At 67.0% G+C, this 19,703-nt stretch carries 19 protein-coding genes; 13 read left to right on the top strand and 6 right to left on the bottom strand.

All coding sequences use genetic code 11. The annotated features are described in order from the left end of the window. Positions 1 to 71: 71 nt before the first annotated feature. From HMPREF3114_RS07295 to yidD, 3 genes are read right to left on the bottom strand one after another with little or no spacing between them, the layout of a single operon-like run. Entirely contained in the window at positions 72 to 920 is an 849-nt protein-coding gene (locus tag HMPREF3114_RS07295) for a M23 family metallopeptidase (protein ID WP_053500534.1), read from the bottom strand. Continuing rightward, positions 920 to 2,266 carry a dihydroorotase gene (locus HMPREF3114_RS07300; RefSeq protein ID WP_053500532.1) on the bottom strand — a complete coding sequence of 449 codons (1,347 nt, stop codon included), beginning with the start codon at positions 2,264 to 2,266 and terminating at the stop codon, positions 920 to 922. The genes HMPREF3114_RS07295 and HMPREF3114_RS07300 overlap by 1 nt, the downstream gene beginning before the upstream one ends. A 1-nt stretch (position 2,267) precedes the next feature. Next, positions 2,268 to 2,522: a membrane protein insertion efficiency factor YidD gene (yidD, locus tag HMPREF3114_RS07305; RefSeq protein ID WP_005417723.1), complete on the bottom strand. Its 255-nt coding sequence runs from the start codon at positions 2,520 to 2,522 to the stop codon at positions 2,268 to 2,270. Positions 2,523 to 2,793: 271 nt separating this feature from the next. Here yidD and dksA point away from each other — a divergent pair, with 271 nt between their 5' ends. Beyond that, a complete protein-coding gene (dksA, locus tag HMPREF3114_RS07310) occupies positions 2,794 to 4,020 on the top strand; it encodes an RNA polymerase-binding protein DksA (protein ID WP_065186037.1) in 1,227 nt (408 codons plus the stop codon). 584 nt (positions 4,021 to 4,604) lie between these two features. On the opposite strand, the gene HMPREF3114_RS07315 is transcribed toward dksA, so the two are convergent. Genes HMPREF3114_RS07315 through cysS form a run of 3 tightly spaced genes read right to left on the bottom strand, consistent with a single transcriptional unit; the run spans position 4,605 to position 7,732 of the window. Further along, positions 4,605 to 5,852, bottom strand: a complete 1,248-nt coding sequence (locus tag HMPREF3114_RS07315; protein ID WP_053499989.1) for an MFS transporter — start codon at positions 5,850 to 5,852, stop codon at positions 4,605 to 4,607. Next, positions 5,849 to 6,301, bottom strand: coding sequence for a SufE family protein (locus tag HMPREF3114_RS07320; protein WP_053499987.1), 453 nt, complete (start codon positions 6,299 to 6,301; stop codon positions 5,849 to 5,851). The genes HMPREF3114_RS07315 and HMPREF3114_RS07320 overlap by 4 nt, the downstream gene beginning before the upstream one ends. A 54-nt stretch (positions 6,302 to 6,355) precedes the next feature. Continuing rightward, the gene (gene cysS / locus HMPREF3114_RS07325; RefSeq protein ID WP_053499986.1) at positions 6,356 to 7,732 is read right to left on the bottom strand and encodes a cysteine--tRNA ligase; all 1,377 of its coding nucleotides are present in this window, start codon (positions 7,730 to 7,732) and stop codon (positions 6,356 to 6,358) included. 186 nt (positions 7,733 to 7,918) lie between these two features. Between cysS and HMPREF3114_RS07330 the strand changes: the two genes are divergently transcribed. From HMPREF3114_RS07330 to HMPREF3114_RS07385, 12 genes are all read left to right on the top strand, one after another. Beyond that, positions 7,919 to 8,482 (top strand): glycine zipper 2TM domain-containing protein, encoded by a 564-nt coding sequence (locus tag HMPREF3114_RS07330; RefSeq protein WP_053499984.1) that lies wholly within the window; start codon positions 7,919 to 7,921, stop codon positions 8,480 to 8,482. 319 nt (positions 8,483 to 8,801) lie between these two features. Next, positions 8,802 to 9,812, top strand: coding sequence for an N-acetylornithine carbamoyltransferase (locus HMPREF3114_RS07335; protein ID WP_005417714.1), 1,011 nt, complete (start codon positions 8,802 to 8,804; stop codon positions 9,810 to 9,812). A 62-nt stretch (positions 9,813 to 9,874) separates the two neighbouring features. Next, entirely contained in the window at positions 9,875 to 11,068 is a 1,194-nt protein-coding gene (locus tag HMPREF3114_RS07340; RefSeq protein WP_053499982.1) for an argininosuccinate synthase, read from the top strand. Between the two features lie 55 nt (positions 11,069 to 11,123). Then, positions 11,124 to 11,564, top strand: a complete 441-nt coding sequence (locus tag HMPREF3114_RS07345) for a GNAT family N-acetyltransferase (protein ID WP_053499980.1) — start codon at positions 11,124 to 11,126, stop codon at positions 11,562 to 11,564. Between the two features lie 17 nt (positions 11,565 to 11,581). After that, a complete protein-coding gene (locus HMPREF3114_RS07350) occupies positions 11,582 to 12,679 on the top strand; it encodes an acetylornithine deacetylase (RefSeq protein ID WP_053499978.1) in 1,098 nt (365 codons plus the stop codon). 76 nt (positions 12,680 to 12,755) lie between these two features. Continuing rightward, a complete protein-coding gene (locus HMPREF3114_RS07355; protein WP_053499976.1) occupies positions 12,756 to 14,084 on the top strand; it encodes an acetylglutamate kinase in 1,329 nt (442 codons plus the stop codon). A 3-nt stretch (positions 14,085 to 14,087) separates the two neighbouring features. Further along, positions 14,088 to 14,690 (top strand): GNAT family N-acetyltransferase, encoded by a 603-nt coding sequence (locus HMPREF3114_RS07360; protein ID WP_053499974.1) that lies wholly within the window; start codon positions 14,088 to 14,090, stop codon positions 14,688 to 14,690. Next, positions 14,687 to 15,640, top strand: a complete 954-nt coding sequence (gene argC, locus HMPREF3114_RS07365) for an N-acetyl-gamma-glutamyl-phosphate reductase (RefSeq protein ID WP_005417695.1) — start codon at positions 14,687 to 14,689, stop codon at positions 15,638 to 15,640. Before HMPREF3114_RS07360 ends, argC begins: the two co-directional genes overlap by 4 nt. A 20-nt stretch (positions 15,641 to 15,660) precedes the next feature. After that, positions 15,661 to 16,956 (top strand): argininosuccinate lyase, encoded by a 1,296-nt coding sequence (gene argH, locus HMPREF3114_RS07370; RefSeq protein WP_053499972.1) that lies wholly within the window; start codon positions 15,661 to 15,663, stop codon positions 16,954 to 16,956. Further along, positions 16,956 to 17,219 (top strand): YciI family protein, encoded by a 264-nt coding sequence (locus HMPREF3114_RS07375; RefSeq protein ID WP_005417692.1) that lies wholly within the window; start codon positions 16,956 to 16,958, stop codon positions 17,217 to 17,219. The genes argH and HMPREF3114_RS07375 overlap by 1 nt, the downstream gene beginning before the upstream one ends. Positions 17,220 to 17,230: 11 nt before the next feature. Next, positions 17,231 to 18,388, top strand: a complete 1,158-nt coding sequence (gene proB, locus HMPREF3114_RS07380; RefSeq protein WP_053499970.1) for a glutamate 5-kinase — start codon at positions 17,231 to 17,233, stop codon at positions 18,386 to 18,388. Next, entirely contained in the window at positions 18,385 to 19,656 is a 1,272-nt protein-coding gene (locus HMPREF3114_RS07385) for a glutamate-5-semialdehyde dehydrogenase (RefSeq protein WP_070489496.1), read from the top strand. The genes proB and HMPREF3114_RS07385 overlap by 4 nt, the downstream gene beginning before the upstream one ends. Positions 19,657 to 19,703: the final 47 nt, after the last annotated feature.

Genomic DNA, 19,703 nt, shown 5'->3' on the forward strand with positions numbered 1-19,703 from the left:
CTGCGCCAACAGCAGCCGAGCATGGGCTCGGCTCTACAGAAGCGGGACGCCACTCCAGCGAGTGACGCGCGCTACTTACGCTCCAGCACCAGCAACGGGTCGATGCGGGTGTCGAACCAGTTCATGCCCCAGTGCAGGTGCGGGCCGGTGGCACGGCCGGTGGCGCCGACGGCAGCGATCACCTGGCCCTGCTCCACACGGTCGCCAACTTTTACGTCGATGCGCGAAAGGTGCAGGAAGTTGGAGCTGACCCCGAAGCCGTGGTCGAGCAGCAGCGTGCCACCGGTCAGGTACAGGTCCGGACCGGCGAAGGTCACGATGCCGGCCGCCGGCGCCTTCACCGGGGTGCCGGTCGGCACCGCGATGTCCATGCCGGAGTGACCGGCCCCCGGCTGCCCGTTGTAGACGCGTGCATTGCCGAAGCGGCCGCTGATGCGGCCCTGTACCGGCCAGATGAAGGTCTGGGTGAAGTCGGTGCGGTCGTCATCGCGGGCACGTGCGGCGGTCACCTGCGCCTGTTCGCGCTTGATCCGCTCGGCGATCGCCGCCGGCGGATTGACCGTCTTCGGTGGCACCCCGTTGACCCGCTCGGTGGGCCAGTCGCGCGGCGTCACCGCGATGGTCGCGGTCTCGCTGCCACCATCGGGGCGTTGCACCTGTACGCGCAGCGGACCCTTCTCGTCGCGGCCGATGCCGAACACCACGCTGCCGTAGCCGCTTACCCGCAGCTGGCGGCCGGCATACTGCACGCGACTGCCGGCGGGTACCTTGCCGATCACCAGCGCGCCCTGCGACGCACTGGCCGGGAACACCACGCGGCTGTCGATCAGGCTGCCGATGCCATCCTGCGCCTGCGCCGGGGAAGTGGAAAACAGGGGCGCGGCCAGCAGCAGCGCCCCGAGCATCAGTGCCGAACGCATCAGCGGTCGTAGGTCATGCGCTGGCCGGCGGGTTCACCCACCAGCTTGCTGCCGTCCCACACCTGCTGGCCGTTGACCCAGGTGGAGGCGATGCGCGAGCGGAAAGTGGTGCCCTCGAACGGCGACCAGCCGCACTTGGACAGCACGTCCTCGCGCTTGACGGTGAACGGCACGTCCTCCACCAGCACCAGGTCGGCAAAGTAGCCTTCGCGCAGGAAGCCGCGTTCTTCCACGTCGAACAGCTGCGCCGGCGCATGTGCGAATTTCTGCACCACCTGCTCGCGGGTCAGCTTGCCTTCGTGCACCCGCTCCAGCGCGGCCACCAGCGCGTACTGCACCAGCGGCAGGCCCGACGGTGCCTGCGCGTAGGGCTTCTGCTTCTCTTCCCAGGTGTGCGGCGCGTGGTCGGTGGCCAGCACATCCAGCACGTCATCGGCCAACGCAGCGGTGATTGCCTCGCGGTCGGACACTTCCTTGATTGCCGGGTTGCACTTGATCAGGTTGCCCTTGGTCGCGTAGTCCGGACGCGCGAAGTGCAGGAAGTGCACGCAGGTTTCGGCGGTGATCTGCTTGCGGCTGCCATCGGCGCGGATCAGCGGGCCCTTCTCGAACAGCGCCAGCTCATCGGCGGTGGAGATGTGCAGCACATGCAGGCGGGTGCCGTGCTTGCGTGCCAGCGACATCGCCAGGCGCGTCGACTTGATGCAGGCTTCGCGCGAACGGATGTCCGGGTGCATGTCCGGGGTCAGCGCATCGCCGTACTTTTCCTGGAAGGCCTTGAGGTTGGCATCGATCATCGGCGTGTCTTCGCAGTGCGTGATGATCGGGGTCGGGCATTCGCGGAAGATCGCGTCCAGCGTTTCCGGGTTGTCGACCAGCATGTTGCCGGTCGAAGCACCCATGAACACCTTCACGCCGGGCGCCTTCTTCGGGTCCAGCGCACGGATCGCTTCCAGGTTGTCATTGCTGGCGCCGTGGTAGAAGCCGTAGTTGGCCCAGGCGCGGCCGCGCGCGAGCTCGTACTTGGCTTCCAGGATGGTCGAATCCAGCGTCGGCGGGTTGGTATTGGGCATGTCCATGAAGCTGGTCAGGCCACCGGCCACGGCCGCGGCCGATTCGCTGGCGATGTCGCCCTTGTGGGTCAGGCCCGGTTCGCGGAAATGCACCTGGTCGTCGATCATGCCGGGCAGCAGCCAGCGCCCGGCGGCGTCCACCACCTGCTCGCCGTCGCGCGGCGCCAGCCCGTTGCCGATCTGCGCAATGCGGCCGTTCTCGATGCGCAGGTCGCCGTCGAAGGTGCGGCCTTCGTTGACCATCCGGGCGTTGGTGATGAGGGTGGAGGACATGTCAGTGTTTTCCTGTGCAACGGCAAGAGGGGGCGTGGGTGGATTCGGGCACCGGATCGAAGCCGCCGGGGTGGAACGGATGGCAGCGGCCCAGCCTGCGCGCAGCCAGCCAGCTGCCGCGCAGCGGCCCGTGCCGGGAGATGGCATCCATCGCGTATTCAGAACAGCTCGGCACGAAACGGCAGCGCGGCCCCAGCAGGGGGCTGATGAAGCGCTTGTAGAAGCGCAGCAGGGCAATGAGCAGGCGCGAGATCACCCAGTCATCTTATGCCAGTTGGCATGAAGGCCGCATTTGTGCAGGATGGGCCGTTGGTCGCATGTCGCCGATGGCCTGCGACCGGTACCAGCACCCGCGGGTGTTGGCCAGGTTCCGTACCGCGCAAGGCGGTCCGTGTTCGTCGGACTGCCACTTGGGCACCTTGACTCCAGGACTGAATGGAGCAGGGTGCCAAGGTTGCTGCTGCGGGTCGGGTAGGCTATAAAGGCCCGCTTTCCCGGGCCCCGGGGAATCCAAGGAAGAGCGTTTCGTGGCTGCTAAAAAAACTGCAAAGAAGGCCGCAACGGCCGCCAAGAAAACCGCCAAGCCTGTTGTGAAGAAGTTGGCGGCAAAGCCCGTTGCCAAGAAGCCGGCCAGCAAGCCGGCCACCAAGGCAGCGTCCTCGCAACCGGCGGCCAGGAAGGCCACCGCAAAGAAAACGCCGGTCAAGGCAACCAAGCCGGTGGCGAAGAAGGCCGCTGCGCCCGCCAAGGCCAAGCCAGCCGCTGCCAGCAAGAAGGCGCCGGTGAAGAAGACCGTCAGCAAGGCTGCGCCGGTGAAGAAGGCCGCCGCCAAGCCGGTGGCCAGGAAGGCAGCCGCCAAGCCAGCGCCGAAGGCGGTGGTGAAGAAGGCTGCAGCCAAGCCGGTCGCCAAGCCCGTAGCAAAGAAGGTCGCTGCGGCTAAACCGGCCGCCACGCCCGCCGCTGTAAAGAAGGTTGCCAAGAACGTTGCCGCGCCGGCCACAAAGCCGACCCCGGCCCCAGTAGTGAAGTCCGCACCGAAGCCTGCTGCCAAGCCGGCTCCGGCCAAGCCTGTCCCGGCCAAGACCGTGGCAGTGGCGGCAGCCCAGCCGGCCTCAACGCCGGCCCCGGCCGCCGCTCCTGTCGCTTCGAAGGCCCCGCAATCCAAGAATCCCGTGCCCGTTTCGAAATCGCCTGCCAAAACCGCCGTGAAATCCGATTCCGCCCCGAAGACCGTGTCGCGCCCTGTCGGCAAGGTTGCCGTGGCCGTCGCCGCCCGCTCGGCAGCACCGGCCCCGCGCAGCAAGTACAAGGTGGTCGAGTACAAGACCGACGAGGCCACTGGCCGCCCGATCCTGCCGGCTGGCTACAAGCCGTCCTCGGAAGAGGAATACATGAGCTCGCTGCAGCAGGAGTATTTCCGCCAGCGCCTGCAGAACTGGCGCGCGGACCTGGTGGAAGAGTCCAAGCAGACCATCGAGAACCTGCGCGAGGAAGTGCGTGACATCGGCGACGAAGCCGAGCGTGCGACCCGCGAGACCGAGAACTCGCTGGAACTGCGTACCCGCGACCGCTACCGCAAGCTGATCGGCAAGATCGACAGCACCCTGAAGCGCCTGGAAGCAGGCGACTACGGCTACTGCGTCGACACCGGCGAAGAAATCGGCCTGGAGCGCCTGGAAGCGCGCCTCACCGCTGAACGCACCATCGACGCCCAGGAGCGTTGGGAGCACCTGCAGAAGCAGCAGGGCGACTGATTCCCGGTCGTTGTCTGGTCATGCAGAAAACCCGGCTTCGGCCGGGTTTTTTGTTGGGGGTGGTTGGCTGGGTAGAACGGCGCCTTCCGGGTATCGGAGGGAGCCTGCGGGTGGGTCCGGGCAGGACACGCTGCAAGTACATCCCTGTAAGCTCGGCCGCGGCATCCATGCCGCGGACCGTCCCGCCCGGACCCACCCGCAGGCTCTCGACGGTTTCCTGCGTGCGCGGCCGATGTAGAGTCGAGCCCACGCTCGGCTCAGGCCGACAGGAGCGGTCATGCGTGCGCTCGCGGCTGTTGAGTCCGCCTTGTAGCGAGCCGAGCACCGCAGGGGAATCAGGGGCGAAGAGGCGCCGCTGTTTGAGCGCAGCGAGTTCGGCGCCGTCCCCTGATTCACCGAGGAGCGCAGGGTACCGGTGCGAAGCACCGGCTCGCGGATGGCGGAGCGTTTCTTTGGTTACTTTCTTTTCGCGAAAAGAAAGTGACACCCCGCCGCGGTCGCGGAAAAGGGCCGCCGGGCATGGCCCGGCGCTACCAATGCGTCGGCGCACGTAAAGCGGCTGTCGCGGAAACGACGAGCCGACGCTACTGCAGGTCGCGAAGATTCAGTTTCCGCAGCGTTGGGTTCTTCCACGCGGTGATCCCGGCCACGCTCAGCACCGCGAATCCGCCCAGCACCACCGCCGGCACCAGGCCGAGCAGCTTCGCCATCGTGCCGGCATAGAACGCGCCCAGCTCATTGGACGAACTGATGAAGATGCCGTTGATCGACGATACGCGACCACGCATTTCTTCTGGCGTAGCCAACTGCAGGATGGTCGAGCGGATCACCACCGAGACGCCATCGAACGCGCCGTAGAACAGCAGGATCAGCGCCGACAGCCAGAAGTGCTGCGACAACCCGAAGCTGATCACGCACAGGCCGAAGCCGGCCACCGCGAAGAGCAGCACGCGGCCAGCATTGCGGTGCAGCGGGTGGCGCGCCAGCCACAGGCCCACGCACACCGAGCCCAGCGCCGGCATCGCGCGCAGGATGCCGAGGCCTTCCGGGCCGTGGTGCAGGATCTCGTGCAGGAACGCCGGCAGCATCGCCACCACGCCGCCCAGCAGCACCGAGAACATGTCCAGCGCCATCGCGCCGACCATGATGCGGTTGCCGACCACGAAGCGCGCGCCTTCGGCGATGCTCTTGAAGATCGGGGCGGCCGGGCCGGCATGCACCGGCTCTTCCACCTTCAGCGTGGCCAGGCAGGCCATCGCCACCAGCGCAAAAGCGGTGGCCACTGCGTAGGACAGGCCTTTGCCACCGAAGCCGACCAGCACGCCACCCAGTGCCGGGCCGGCGATCATGCCGGCCTGGAACACCACCGCGCCCAGGCCGGCGCCACGCGCGAACTGGTCACGGGCCAGCACGCGGGCGAACAAGGCGTTGTAGATCGGCGACAGGAAGGCGCGGACCATGCCGGTCAGCGCGATGGCCGCGTAGATCGGCCACACGCCGTCAATCGGCAACCAGCCCATGGCCACGCTGGTCAATACCAGTGCAGTGGCGATCAGCCCGCAACAGGCGACCATGCCCAGCCGGCGCCGCGGCAGGTGGTCTACCAGGTAGCCGGCGAACGGGGCCACGCAGAAGAACGGCAGTACCTCGGCCAGACCGACCAGGCCCAGCGAAAACGGATTGCGGGTGACTTCGTAGATGTGCCAGCCGACAGTGACCGCGACCACCTGGTAGGACAGCATCGCAAAGATGCGGTAGGCCAGCAGCCTGGCGAAACCGGGCCGGGACAGCAGGCCCAGTGCACTGTCTTCGGCCGTGGCGGGCTCGCTCACGACGGGTCGCGCTGCAGCTGCGCCTGCGCCGTCTCACGGATGAACGCCAGCATCGCCGCCACGCCGTTGCTGCGGGTGGGCGAGAGGTGGCGGGCCAGGCCGATGTCCTGGATGTAGCTCGGTTCGGTGGCCAGGATCTCCTGCGCCGAGCGCCCGGAGTACACGCGCAGCGCCAGGAAGATCAGGCCGGAGACAATCGCCGAATCGCTGATGGCATGGAAGCGCAGCGACTGCGCGTTGCCTTCCGGCACGATCCAGACCATCGACTGGCAGCCGAGCAGGCGATGCTCTTCGGTCTTCCATTCTTCCGGGAAGACCGGCAGCTTGCGGCCGAGGTCGATCAGGTACTGGTAGCGCTCGGACCAGTCGCCGAAGAAGCCGAATTCCTCGGCGATGGCGGTCTGGGCCTCGGCGGCGGTGGATTCAAGCGGGAACGGGGAGTCGGTCACAACAGTCTCTACGGTGGGGGCGTGGCCGGCGGACCGGCCACGGGGCAGGGCAGGTCAGCTGCGCTTGCGCGACCAGCGAACGCCCTGCGGGGTGTCATCCAGCACGATGCCTTCGGCGGCCAGCTGGTCGCGGATGGCGTCGGCACGGGCGAAGTCGCGTGCCTTCTTGGCCGCGGCGCGCTCGTCGATCAGGCCCTGGATGCGGGCATCGTCGCCGTCATCGCTGGCCGCGGTGCCGAACCACTGCGCCGGATCGGCCTGCAGCAGGCCCAGTGCCAGGCCGGCGCCGAGCAGTTCACCCTTCAGGCGCGCCTGCTCGGCCGGGTCGGTGGCACGACGCGCATCGGCGGCGATGCGGGCCACTTCGGCCAGCGCCTGTGGGGTGTTGAGATCGTCGTCCAGGGTCGCCTCGACCGTGGCCGGAATCACTGCAGTGGCCTCGACCGATGCCAATTCGCGCAGGGTGCCGTACAGGCGGTCCAGGGTGCGCACCGATTGTTCGATCAGCGCATCGGACCAGTCCAGCGGCTGCCGGTAGTGGGCCGACAGCAGGGCCAGGCGCAGCGCTTCCGGCGGATGCTGGCGCACCAGATCGTGCACGCGCTCGATGTTGCCCAGCGACTTGCTCATCTTGGCGCCGCCGAAGTTGAGCATGCCGTTGTGCAGCCAGAAGCGGGCGAAGATCTTGCCGCCGTGGGCGCATTCGCTCTGCGCAAGCTCGTTCTCGTGGTGCGGGAACTGCAGGTCGACGCCGCCGGCATGGATGTCGATGGTCTCACCCAGGTGAGCCGCGGCCATCGCCGAGCACTCGATGTGCCAGCCCGGGCGGCCACGGCCCCAGGGCGACGCCCAGCCGGGCAGGTCGTCGCTGGACGGCTTCCACAGCACGAAATCACCCGGGTCGCGCTTGTACGGGGCCACGTCGACGCGGGCGCCGGCCAGCATTTCGTCGGGGTCGCGGCGCGAGAGCTTGCCGTAGCCGTCGAAGCTGGCCACTGCGAACAGTACGTGGCCCTCGGCGGCATAGGCATGCCCGTTGGCGATCAGCTGCTCGATCATGGTGATGATCTGCGGAATGTGCGCGGTCACCTCCGGTTCGATGTCCGGCGGTACCACGCCCAGCGCGGCCATGTCTTCACGGTAGGCGGCGGCGAACTTGCCGGTGATGGTGCTGATCGGCACGCCCTGCTCGCGCGCGGCGGTGTTGATCTTGTCGTCCACGTCGGTGATGTTGCGGGCGTAGCGCAGCGCGCCGAAACGGCGCCGCAGCAGATCGGCCAGCACCCCGAACACCACCGGGCCACGGGCGTTGCCGATGTGCACGTAGTTGTAGACCGTGGGGCCGCACACATACAGGGTCGGACAGGCCGGGTCGAGCGGAGTGAACGGTTCGAGCTGGCGAGTCAGGTTGTTGTGCAGGCGCAGGGTCATGGGGCTGTGGCTGGGGGACAAGCCTGTGATTTTAGAACGTGTCGGCCCCCTTTGGGGGCACTGGCTGCCACCGGTGGACGCCGGTTCCTCCGGGTGGGGTGGGCAGGAGCAGCGTGGACGGGTAATGTTCAGCCCCTTGCGCTCGCCACTGCCTACACTATTGCCGTGTCCTTGCTCCCGTCGCCAATGAAATCCACCGCGTTGCTGACCCTGGCCTACCTGTCGGCGCTGCCCGCCGTGGTGCTGGCCCAGGAGGCCGAGCCCCGCAACCGGGTGGTGATCGTGGAGAACGTGAAGTTCGACTACGCGCAGGTGCTGAACGTCGAACCCGTGTTCCAGACCCTGCGTGCGACCCGCACCGAAGAGCACTGCGAGCCGGTGTCGACCCGGACCCTGGCCCCGGTGAACGTGACCGGCGAGGAGCCGGTCGAGGACAAGGGCCGGATCAGCCGCTTCTGGGACTCGGTGCGCTCGATGTTCAAGCGCAGTGACGAGGAGGCCGTTGAGGAGGTCGGAACCGAGTCGCCGGCCCCGGCGCCGGCCAACACCGGTCCGATGCTGACCCGCGACTGCCGCATCGTGCCGGTGGGGCGTGAATTCCGCCGGCCCATCGCCTACGACGTGGATTACGTCTACAAGGGCACCAAGTACCGCTCGCGGCTACCGGAAGACCCCGGTAACCGGCTCAAGATCCGGGTGTCGATCACGCCCTGGGTCGGCCCCGAGCAGGGTGCGGCCGGCAATCCCTGATTCTGCGACCGCGGCCCCTTGCGCCGGCCCCGGCCGCATGCAAAGATGGCTGACCATGAAGCTCACCGACTTCCAGCACGACAGCAGCGCAGCCCGACAGGCGTCGGGCATGACCTCGCGTGCGCGTCGACCGGAACCCCACATTCTCGCTGGGTAACCGGAGCTTTTTGCTGTTCGTCCGATAAAAACCCAGCCCGCCGGCTGGGTTTTCTCGTTTCTGCGTTCTGAAAGCTGCAACTGCAACCTTTTCGCTCCACCTTTGGTTCCTGCTTTTCCCTTCCACTGCGTCGAACCCGGCGCCGCCACGCAAGGAAAGATGATGTCCCCCAAGCACTTCCTGAACACCCAGGACTGGAGCCGCAGCGATCTCGACGCGCTGCTGACCCAGGCCGCGCTGTTCAAGCGCAACAAGCTCGGCGACCAGCTCAAGGGCAAGTCGATCGCGCTGGTGTTCTTCAACCCGTCCATGCGCACCCGCACCAGCTTCGAACTGGGCGCGTTCCAGCTCGGCGCCCACGCGGTGGTGCTGCAGCCGGGCAAGGATGCGTGGCCGATCGAGTTCAACCTCGGCACGGTGATGGACGGCGATACCGAAGAGCACATCGCTGAAGTGGCCAAGGTGCTGGGCCGTTACTGCGACATCATCGCCGTGCGCGCGTTCCCCAAGTTCGTCGACTGGGCCTACGACCGCCAGGACATCGTCCTCAACAGCTTCGCCAAGTACTCGCCGGTGCCGGTCATCAACATGGAGACCATCACCCATCCGTGCCAGGAGCTGGCCCACATCATGGCGCTGCAGGAGCACTTCGGCACCCAGGACCTGCGCGGCAAGAAGTACGTGCTGACCTGGACCTACCACCCCAAGCCGCTGAACACTGCCGTTGCCAATTCGGCGCTGACCATCGCCACCCGCATGGGCATGGACGTGACCCTGCTGTGCCCGACCGCCGACTACATCCTCGACGACCGCTACATGGGCTGGGCCGAGCAGAACGTGGCCGAGAGCGGCGGTTCGCTGAAGATCAGCCATGACATCGACAGCGCCTACGCAGGCGCCGACGTGGTCTACGCCAAGAGCTGGGGCGCGCTGCCGTTCTTCGGCAACTGGGAACCGGAAAAGCCGATCCGTGACCAGTTCAAGCACTTCATCGTGGACGAACGGAAGATGGCGCTGACCAACAACGGGGTGTTCAGCCACTGCCTGCCGTTGCGCCGCAACGTGAAGGCCACCGATGCGGTGATGGATTCGCCGCAGTGCATCGCCATCAACGAAGCCGAGAACCGCCTGCACGTGCAGAAGGCGATCATGGCCGCCGTTGCCGGGCGCTGATTTTTTCCGATTCAATCATTTCCGCCGGGCACGGCCCGGCGCTACCAGGACATACCCTCCCCATGAGCAACAAAGACGTCGTTCTCGCCTTCTCCGGCGGCCTGGATACCAGCTTCTGCGTGCCGTACCTGCAGGAGCGTGGCTACAACGTGCACACCGTGTTCGCCGACACTGGTGGCGTGGATGATGAAGAGCGCGATTTCATCGAGAAGCGCGCCGCCGAACTGGGCGTGACCAGCCACGTCACCGTCAATGGTGGCCCGGCCATCTGGGAAGGCTTCGTCAAGCCGTTCGTGTGGGCCGGCGAAGGCTACCAGGGCCAGTACCCGCTGCTGGTTTCGGACCGCTACCTGATCGTCGATGCCGCGCTGAAGCGTGCTGCCGAGCTGGGTACCCACATCATCGCCCACGGCTGCACCGGCATGGGCAACGACCAGGTCCGCTTCGACCTGGCTGTGAAGGCACTGGGCGACTACCAGATCATCGCGCCGATCCGCGAGATCCAGAAGGAACACACCCAGACCCGCGCCTACGAGCAGAAGTACCTGGAAGAGCGCGGCTTCGGCGTGCGCGCCAAGCAGCAGGCCTACACCATCAACGAGAACCTGCTGGGCGTGACCATGTCCGGCGGTGAGATCGACCGTTGGGAAGCCCCGGGTGAAGGCGCGCGTGGCTGGTGCTCGCCGCGCAGCGAATGGCCGGAACAGGCGCTGACCGTGACCCTGAAGTTCGTTGAAGGCGAAGCCGTCGAACTGAACGGCAAGGCGCTGCCGGGCGACCAGATCCTGGCCCAGCTCAACAAGCTGTTCGCCCCGTACGGCGTTGGCCGCGGCGTCTACACCGGCGACACCGTGATCGGCCTGAAGGGTCGCATCGTGTTCGAGGCCCCGGGCCTGGTTTCGCTGCTGGCCGCGCACCGCGCGCTGGAAGATGCCGTGCTGACCAAGCAGCAGAACCGCTTCAAGCCGGACGTCGCACGCAAGTGGGTGGAGCTGGTGTACGAAGGCTTCTACCACGACCCGCTGAAGACCGACATCGAGGCCTTCCTGAAGTCCTCGCAGGCCAAGGTCAACGGCGAAGTGGTGCTGGAAACCCGCGGCGGCCGCGTCGATGCAGTGGCGGTGAAGTCGCCGCACCTGCTCAACGCCAAGGGCGCCACCTACGCGCAGTCGGCCGACTGGGGCGTGGAAGAGGCCGAAGGCTTCATCAAGCTGTTCGGCATGAGTTCGACGCTGTTCGCGCAGGTGAACCGCTGAGATCCCATCGCCCTGGCCCTTTGCGGGCCAGGGCGCACGGCAACCGGATGAAACGATGAGCACGCTCCGCATCAGCACCGATCCGCAGCACCTGGACGTTGCCCTGATCCACCAGTTCCTGTCCACCCAGGCCAATTGGAGCCTGGGCATCGGGCGCGAGGTGGTGGAGCGGGCGATCAATGGTTCGCTGTGTTTTGGCGCCTACCTGGACGAGTCCGGCCAGGTTGCGTTCGCGCGCGTCATCACCGATGGTGCCACCTTTGCCTATCTGGCCGATGTGTTCGTGCTGCCACAGCACCGCGGCCAGGGCTACAGCAAGCAACTGCTGCAGGCGATCATGGCCCATCCGCAGTTGCAGGGCCTGCGCCGCTTCATGCTGGCCACCAGCGATGCCCACCGGCTCTACACCACGTTCGGCTTCAGCGCGCCGGCACGGCCAGAGTCGTTGATGGAAATCATGCGCCAGAACCTCTATGCACCGGCTGCGGCCGAGTGAACACCTTGTTGATTCCCATGACCGACCTGCTTGCTTCCACCCTGTATCACCTGCAGGCGCTGGTGTCCTTCGACACCCGCAACCCGCCGCGTGCGATCACCACCGGTGGCATCTTCGATTACCTGCGCGACAACCTGCCCGGCTTCAACGTCGAGGTGATCGACCATGGCGCCGGTGCGGTGAGCCTGTATGCCGTGCGTGGGACGCCGAAGTACCTGTTCAACGTGCATCTGGACACCGTGCCGGATTCGCCGCACTGGAGTGCCGACCCGCACGTGATGCGGCGCCTGGACGACCGTGTGGTCGGCCTGGGCGTGTGTGACATCAAGGGCGCCGCCGCGGCACTGGTGGCGGCGGCCAACGCCAGCGATGGCGACGCCGCGTTCCTGTTCTCCAGCGACGAGGAAGCCAACGACCCGCGCTGCATCGCTGCATTCCTGGCCCGTGGCCTGCCGTATGAAGCCGTACTCGTGGCCGAACCGACCATGAGCGAAGCAGTGCTGGCGCACCGTGGCATCAGTTCGGTGCTGATGCAGTTCGCCGGTCGGGCAGGGCACGCCTCGGGCAAGCAGGATGCGGCCGCCAGTGCATTGCACCAGGCCATGCGCTGGGGAAACCGCGCGCTGGATCATGTGGAATCGCTGGCTTCGGCGCGCTTTGGCGGACTGACCGGCCTGCGCTTCAATATCGGCCGCGTCGAAGGCGGCATCAAGGCCAACATGATCGCACCGGCTGCTGAGGTGCGCTTCGGGTTCCGCCCGCTGCCGTCGATGGACATCGATGGCCTGCTGGCGACCTTCGCCGGTTTCGCCGAGCCGGAAGCCGCCGTTTTCACCGAGACGTTCCGTGGTCCCAGCCTGCCCGCCGGTGACATTGCCGAAGCTGAGAACCGCCGCCTGCTGGCGCGCGACGTGGCCGATGCGCTGGAGCTGACGATCGGCAATGCGGTGGATTTCTGGACCGAGGCGTCGCTGTTCTCGGCCGCTGGCTACACCACCCTGGTGTTCGGCCCGGGTGACATCGCTCAGGCCCACACCGCCGATGAGTTCGTGACGCTGGACCAGCTGCAGCGCTACACCGACGCCGTGCATCGGATCATCACCGCCGGCGCCTGATCGACCCCACAACGCCGCCATGCCCCGGGCATGGCGGAACTGCAACGCGGCGACCGCCGCCTGTGACGAAACCGAAATGTCTCCTGCCCTCCAGCCCCACCGCCAGACCCGCCAGACCATCGTGCGCCTGCTTTCCAGCATGGCCAGCGCGAAGGAGATCAGCCAGTACCTCAAGCGCTTTTCGCAGCTGGATGCCAAGCGCTTCGCCGTGGTCAAGGTCGGCGGCGCGGTGCTGCGCGACGACCTCGACGCACTGACCTCCTCGCTGTCGTTCCTGCAGGAGGTCGGTCTGACCCCGATCGTGCTGCACGGCGCCGGCCCGCAGCTGGATGCCGAGCTGTCGGCCGCCGGCATCGAGAAGCAGACCGTCAACGGCCTGCGCGTGACCTCGCCGGAAGCATTGGCGATCGTGCGCCGCGTGTTCCAGCAGTCCAACCTGCGCCTGGTCGAGGCGCTGCAGCAGAACGGCGCACGTGCCACCTCGATCACCGGTGGCGTGTTCGAGGCCGAGTACCTGGACGTGGACACCTACGGCCTGGTCGGCGAGGTGAAGAAGGTCAACCTGGCACCGATCGAGGCCAGCCTGCGTGCCGGCTCGATCCCGGTCATCACCAGCCTGGGTGAAACCGCCGGTGGCCAGATCCTCAACGTCAACGCCGACTTTGCCGCCAACGAGCTGGTGCAGGAACTGCAGCCGTACAAGATCATCTTCCTGACCGGCACCGGTGGCCTGCTGGACGAGGCGGGCAACGTGATCGATTCGATCAACCTGTCCACCGAATACGACCACCTGATCGCGCAGCCGTGGATCCACGGTGGCATGAAGGTGAAGATCGAACAGATCAAGGACCTGCTCGACCGCCTGCCGCTGGAATCGTCGGTGTCGATCACGCGTCCGGCCGACCTGGCCAAGGAACTGTTCACCCACAAGGGCTCGGGCACGCTGGTGCGCAAGGGTGAGAGAGTACTGCGCGCCACCGCCTGGAGCGAGCTCGACCTGCCGCGGCTGAAGGGCCTGATCGAATCCAGCTTCGGCCGCACCCTGGTGCCGGACTACTTCGAAAGGACCAAGCTGCTGCGTGCCTATGTCAGCGAGAACTACCGCACTGCGGTGATCCTCACCGACGAGGCAGAGGGCGTGTACCTGGACAAGTTCGCCGTGCTCGACGACGCGCAGGGTGAAGGCCTAGGACGTGCGGTCTGGAACGTGATGCTGGAGGAAACCCCGCAGCTGTTCTGGCGCTCGCGCCACGGCAACCCGATCAACCACTTCTACTACGCCGAGTCCGATGGCTGCTACAAGCAGGACCATTGGAAAGTGTTCTGGTTCGGCGCCGATGGCATCGACCGGATCAAGACCTATGTCGATCATTGCGCGCAGCGCGCACCGAGCCTGCAGGGCTGAGCGATGACCAATCCTGACGTTTGGAAGACGGTGCCTACCCTGCGCGGCCAGCATGTGACGCTGCAGCCGCTTCAGCTTGAGCATGTCCCCGGCCTGCGCGCTGCACTCGAAGGCAGCGGCCTGGACCAGCTCTGGTACACCCAGGTACCGTCACCGCAGCGGGCCGAAGCCTATGTGCAGGCCGCGCTGCAGGTGCAGGCCGAAGGCAAGGTGCTGCCGTTCGTGATCTACGATGCGGCGGGTGACATCATCGGCACCACGCGCTTCTACGACATGGACCCCAGCGTGCCCAAGCTCAGCCTCGGCTACACCTGGTACACGCCGCGCGTGCAGCGCACCGGCGCCAACACCGAAGCCAAGCTGTTGCTGCTGCAGCACGCCTTCGAGGCCATGGGCTGCATCAGCGTGGTGCTGGAAACCAGTTGGTTCAACGTCACCTCGCGCACCGCCATCGCCCGCCTGGGCGCCAAGCAGGATGGCGTGCTGCGCAACCACAAGCGTCACGCCGACGGCACGCCGCGCGACACCGTCATCTTTTCCATCATCGATGCCGAATGGCAGGGCGTGAAGCGCCACCTGCAATACCGTCTGGACAGCCACGCATGAACGATTCGACCTTCACCCTGGGCATCGTCGGTGCCCGCGGCCATACCGGCGCCGAGCTGATCAAGCTGGTGGCCGCCCACCCACGGCTGGAACTGGCCTTCGTCTCCTCGCGCGAGCGCGCCGGGCAGCGCCTGTCCGACCACCACCCGGAATTCCAGGGCGAGCTGCAGTACGAAAACCTGGACGCCGACGCAGTGGCGGCCAAGGGGGTGGACGCGGTGATCCTGGCCCTGCCCAACGGCCTGGCCGCTCCGTTCGTGGCCGCATTGGAAGCGGCGAAGCCCGACACCGTCATCGTCGACCTGTCGGCCGACTACCGCTTCGACAACAGCTGGTACTACGGCCTGCCGGAGCTGACCCGCGGCCGGTACAACGGCCAGAAGCACATCAGCAACCCGGGCTGCTATGCCACGGCGATGCAGCTGGCGGTGCATCCGCTGCTGGACCTGCTGGCCGGCCCGCCGCAGTGCTTCGGTGTGTCCGGCTACTCCGGTGCCGGCACTACGCCGTCGGACAAGAACAACGTCGAACTGCTGGCCGACAACCTGATGCCGTATGCGCTGACCAACCATGTGCACGAGCGCGAAGTGTCCGTGCAGCTGGGCGTGGCCGTCGAGTTCATGCCACACGTCGCGCCGCACTTCCGTGGCATCACGCTGACCGCCAACCTGTGGCTGAACCGCGTGCAGACCCGTGAGCAGATCGTCGAGCGCTTCCAGCAGGCCTATGCCGGTGAACCCTTGATCGAAGTGCTGGACGAAGCGCCGTGGGTCAGCCGCATCGCCGGCCGCCACGGTGCCCAGGTCGGTGGCTTCACGCTCGCGCCGGGCGGCAAGCGCGTGGTCGTGGTGGCGACGCTGGACAACCTGCTGAAGGGCGCGGCCACCCAGGCCATGCAGAACCTCAACCTCGCGCTGGGCATCGACGAACTGACGTCGATCCCGCACTGAACACGCATTCCGGAGCCCCCATGGCAGACCTTCTTTGGCAGAAGCCCGGCGTCGCCGTCGACGCCCAGATCCAGACCTTCCTCGCCGGCGACGACGTGATCCTCGACCGCGAGTTCTTCCTGCATGACATCGCTGCCAGCGCCGCGCATGCGCAGGGCCTGCAGCACATCGGCATCCTCAGTGCCGATGAGCTTGCCGGACTTCTGCGCGAACTGGAGATCCTGGCGCAGGACTTCCGCGAAGGCCGCTTCGTGCTGGATACGCAGTACGAGGATGGCCACTCGGCGATCGAAGCGCGCCTGACCGAACGCCTTGGTGATGCGGGTCGCAAGATCCACACCGGCCGCAGCCGCAATGACCAGATCCTGGTCGCCACGCGCCTGTGGCTGAAGGAGAAGCTGCTGCGCGTGGCCCAGCTCAGCGCCGACGTGGCCAAGGTCGCGCTGGACCGCGCGCAGGCTGAGAAGGATCTGCCGATTCCCGGCTACACCCACATCCAGCGTGCCGTGGTGTCCTCGGCCGGAATGTGGTGGGCGGGCTGGGCCGAGGCCTTCATCGACAACGCCATCCGCGCCCGTGACACCCATGCACTGGTCGATGCCAATCCGCTCGGCACCGCTGCCGGCTACGGCGTGAACCTGCCGCTGGACCGCAAGCACACCACCGCCGCGCTGGGCTTCGCGCGCATGCAGATCTCGCCGATCTACGCGCAGCTGTCGCGTGGCAAGTTCGAGCTGGCTGCACTGGAAGCGCTCGGTGGCGCCACGCTGGACCTGCGCCGCATTGCGTGGGACCTGTCACTGTTCACCAGCGCCGAGTTCGGCTTCGTCGCGCTGCCGGCGCAGTACACCACCGGCAGTTCGATCATGCCCAACAAGCGCAATCCGGATGTGATCGAGCTGATGCGCGCCACCCACGCCAGCGTCGCCGCTGCGCGAACCGAGATCGAGCAGCTGCTGTCGCTGCCGTCTGGCTACCATCGCGACCTGCAGTCGTCCAAGGGTGCCATCTTCCACGGCTTCGGCCGTGGCCTGGCCGCGCTGGAACTGCTGCCGGCGCTGCTGGCCAATCTGGAATGGCGTGAGGACAGGCTGCGCGCGGCGATTGATTCGGGCATGTATGCCACCGACGTCGCCGTGGAGGCGGCCGTGGCTGGCGTACCGTTCCGCGAGGCCTACAAGGCCGCTGCGGCCGGTGCCGACAGTGCAGGGCAGGGACGCACGCCGGAAGGCAGCCTGGCCGCGCGTGTATCGCCGGGCGCGGCCGCTGACCTGCGCCTGGACGAACTGCGCGCGCGCTGGCAGGCGCTGTCCTGATGGCGGGCACTGTCTACCTGGTCCTGGCGATGCGCCGGCCGGACTTCAACGATGCAGCGGTGCAGCCGCACCGCGATTTCCTCGATGCGTTGCAGGCGCAGGGCAAGCTGCAGCTGACCGGTGGCTTCGCCGATGGCAGCGGTGGCGCCTACGTGCTGTGCAACGTGGACAGCCTGGCGCAGGCGCGGGCCATCGTCGCCACCGATCCACTGGTGACGATGCAGGCCTCCGACCTGACCGTGCACGAATGGAACACCCGCTGAGAGCCTGACCGATGATCCAGCACGCTGCCCATGTCGCCTCGCCGTTCCCCGAACAGGTGCTGCCGCCGTGGCGGCGTGCGGTGCTCAAGGTCGGCAGCAGCCTGCTGGCAGCCGATGGCGGCGGCCTGTCGCCACGCCACGCGCTGGGCCTGGCCCAGTTCGTCTCGGCCAATCTCCTGGGCGGGCGCGAGGTGGTGATCGTCTCCTCCGGCGCGGTCGCTGCCGGGCGCGCGATCCTGCCGCGCGCCGATGAACCGGGCGCAGCGATGGCGGCGCGGCAGGCCCTGGCGGCGCTTGGCCAGGCCCAGCTGATCGGGCTCTGGCAGCGCTTCTTCGAGCGCCCGGTGGCGCAGGTGCTGCTGACCCATGACGACCTGCGCAACCGCCGCCGCTACCTCAATGCACGCGCCACGTTGAGTGAACTATTGCGCCTGGGCGCGTTGCCGGTGGTCAACGAGAACGACACCGTGTCGGTGGATGAGCTCAAGCTCGGCGACAACGACAACCTGGCTGCCACCGTGGCGGCGCTGGTCGACGCCGATGCGCTGTTCATCGCCACCGACATCGATGGCCTGTACAGCGCCGACCCGCGCACCGTGGCCGATGCGCGGCCGTTGCACGACGTGCCGGAACTGGGTGACGAGGTGCTGGCGATGGCGGGCGGCGCCGGCTCGCGCGCCGGTACCGGCGGCATGCGCACCAAGCTGGAGGCGGCGGCGAAGGCCGGACGCCTGGGCATCGAAACCTATCTGTTCAATGGCCGCAGCGGTGACGTGGTGCGTGCGCTGGCGCAGGACCGCCTGTTCGGCACCCGAATCCATGCCGCACGCAGCCGCGAGGCCGCCCGCAAGCACTGGCTGCGGCATGCACCGCTGGCCGAGGGTGTGATCGTCATCGATGCCGGTGCGGCACAGGCGATGCGCGAGAAGGGCGCCTCGCTGCTGCCCGGTGGCATCACCGGTGCAGAGGGCGTGTTCCGCCGCGGCGATATGGTACAGGTGTGCTGGAACGCGCCGCAGGGCCGAGTCTGCGTGGCCCGTGGCGTCAGCCAGTATGCTGCCGACGACGTACGCCGGATTGCCGGCCACCATTCGCGCGACATCCAGGCCGTGCTCGGCTACAACTATGGCGGCAGCGTCGTCCATCGCGACGACCTGGTGCTGCCATGACCGGATTGAAGGACACACCGATGAGCGAGATCGAAGCGCAGGCGCGTGCCTGCCGTGATGCGGCGCAGATCGTTGCCGGCCTCGACGGCGCGGCACGACGCACGCTGCTGCTGGCGATGGCGCAGGCGCTGGAAGTGAATGCCGGACTGATCCTGGCCGGCAATGCACGTGACCTCGCCGCCGCGCGCGAGAAGGGCGTGGGCAGCGCCATGCTCGATCGTCTGGCACTGGACCCGCCGCGCCTGTTCGCGATGGCCGAAGCCGTGCGCGAAGTGGCCGGATTGCCAGATCCTGTCGGCGAGGTCACCCGCGATGACGTGCGCCCGAATGGCATCCGCGTGCAGAAGGTGCGCGTGCCGCTGGGCGTGATCGCGATGATCTACGAGGCGCGCCCGAACGTGACCGCCGAAGCCGCGGCGCTGTGCCTGAAGGCGGGTAACGGCGTGATCCTGCGCGGTGGTTCCGAGGCAATTCACTCCAACACCGCGATCGCGCAGGCACTCGCCGGTGCATTGAAGGCCAATGGCGTGCCGCCGGCCGCCGTGACCGTGCTGACCGACCTGCGCCGCGAGGCGATGCTGGAACTGCTGCAGCTGCATGAGCTGATCGACCTGGCGATTCCGCGCGGTGGCGAAGGCCTGATCCGTTTCGTTGCCGAGCATGCGCGGGTACCGGTGATCAAGCACTACAAGGGTGTCTGTCATCTGTTCGTGGATGCCAGCGCCGACCTGGGCAAGGCCATCGACCTGCTGGTGGATGGCAAGTGCAGCCGGCCAGCCGCCTGCAATTCTCTGGAGACACTGCTGGTACACCGTGACGTAGCCGATTCCTTCCTGCCGCGCGTGGCGCAGGCGCTTGGCCAGCGTGGCGTTCAGCTGCGCGCCGATGCGCAGGCGCAGCCGCTGCTGCCGGGCAGCACGGCGGCGACCGAGGAGGACTACGCCGCCGAGTTCCTCGACCTTGTGCTGGCCGTGCGCGTGGTGGACGACCTCGATGCGGCCATCGCGCACATCCGCCGCTATACCTCCGACCACACCGAAGTGATCGCGACCGCAGACGCCGACCATGCCGAGCGCTTCGTCACTGCGCTGCGCTCGGCGGTGGTGATGGTCAATGCCTCATCGCGCTTCTCCGATGGTGGCCAGCTGGGCCTGGGCAGCGAAATCGGCATTTCCACCACGCGCCTGCATGCCTATGGCCCGATGGGTCTGGAAGCGCTCACCGTCGAACGTTTCGTGGTGCGTGGCGAAGGGCAGACGCGCAAGTAGATCCACGCCATGCGTGGATGCTCTTCGCGGTAGACCCCGGTGCCGAC

Origin of the sequence: Stenotrophomonas sp. HMSC10F07 (assembly GCF_001807895.1) — a bacterium.
Classification (GTDB): domain Bacteria; phylum Pseudomonadota; class Gammaproteobacteria; order Xanthomonadales; family Xanthomonadaceae; genus Stenotrophomonas; species Stenotrophomonas sepilia.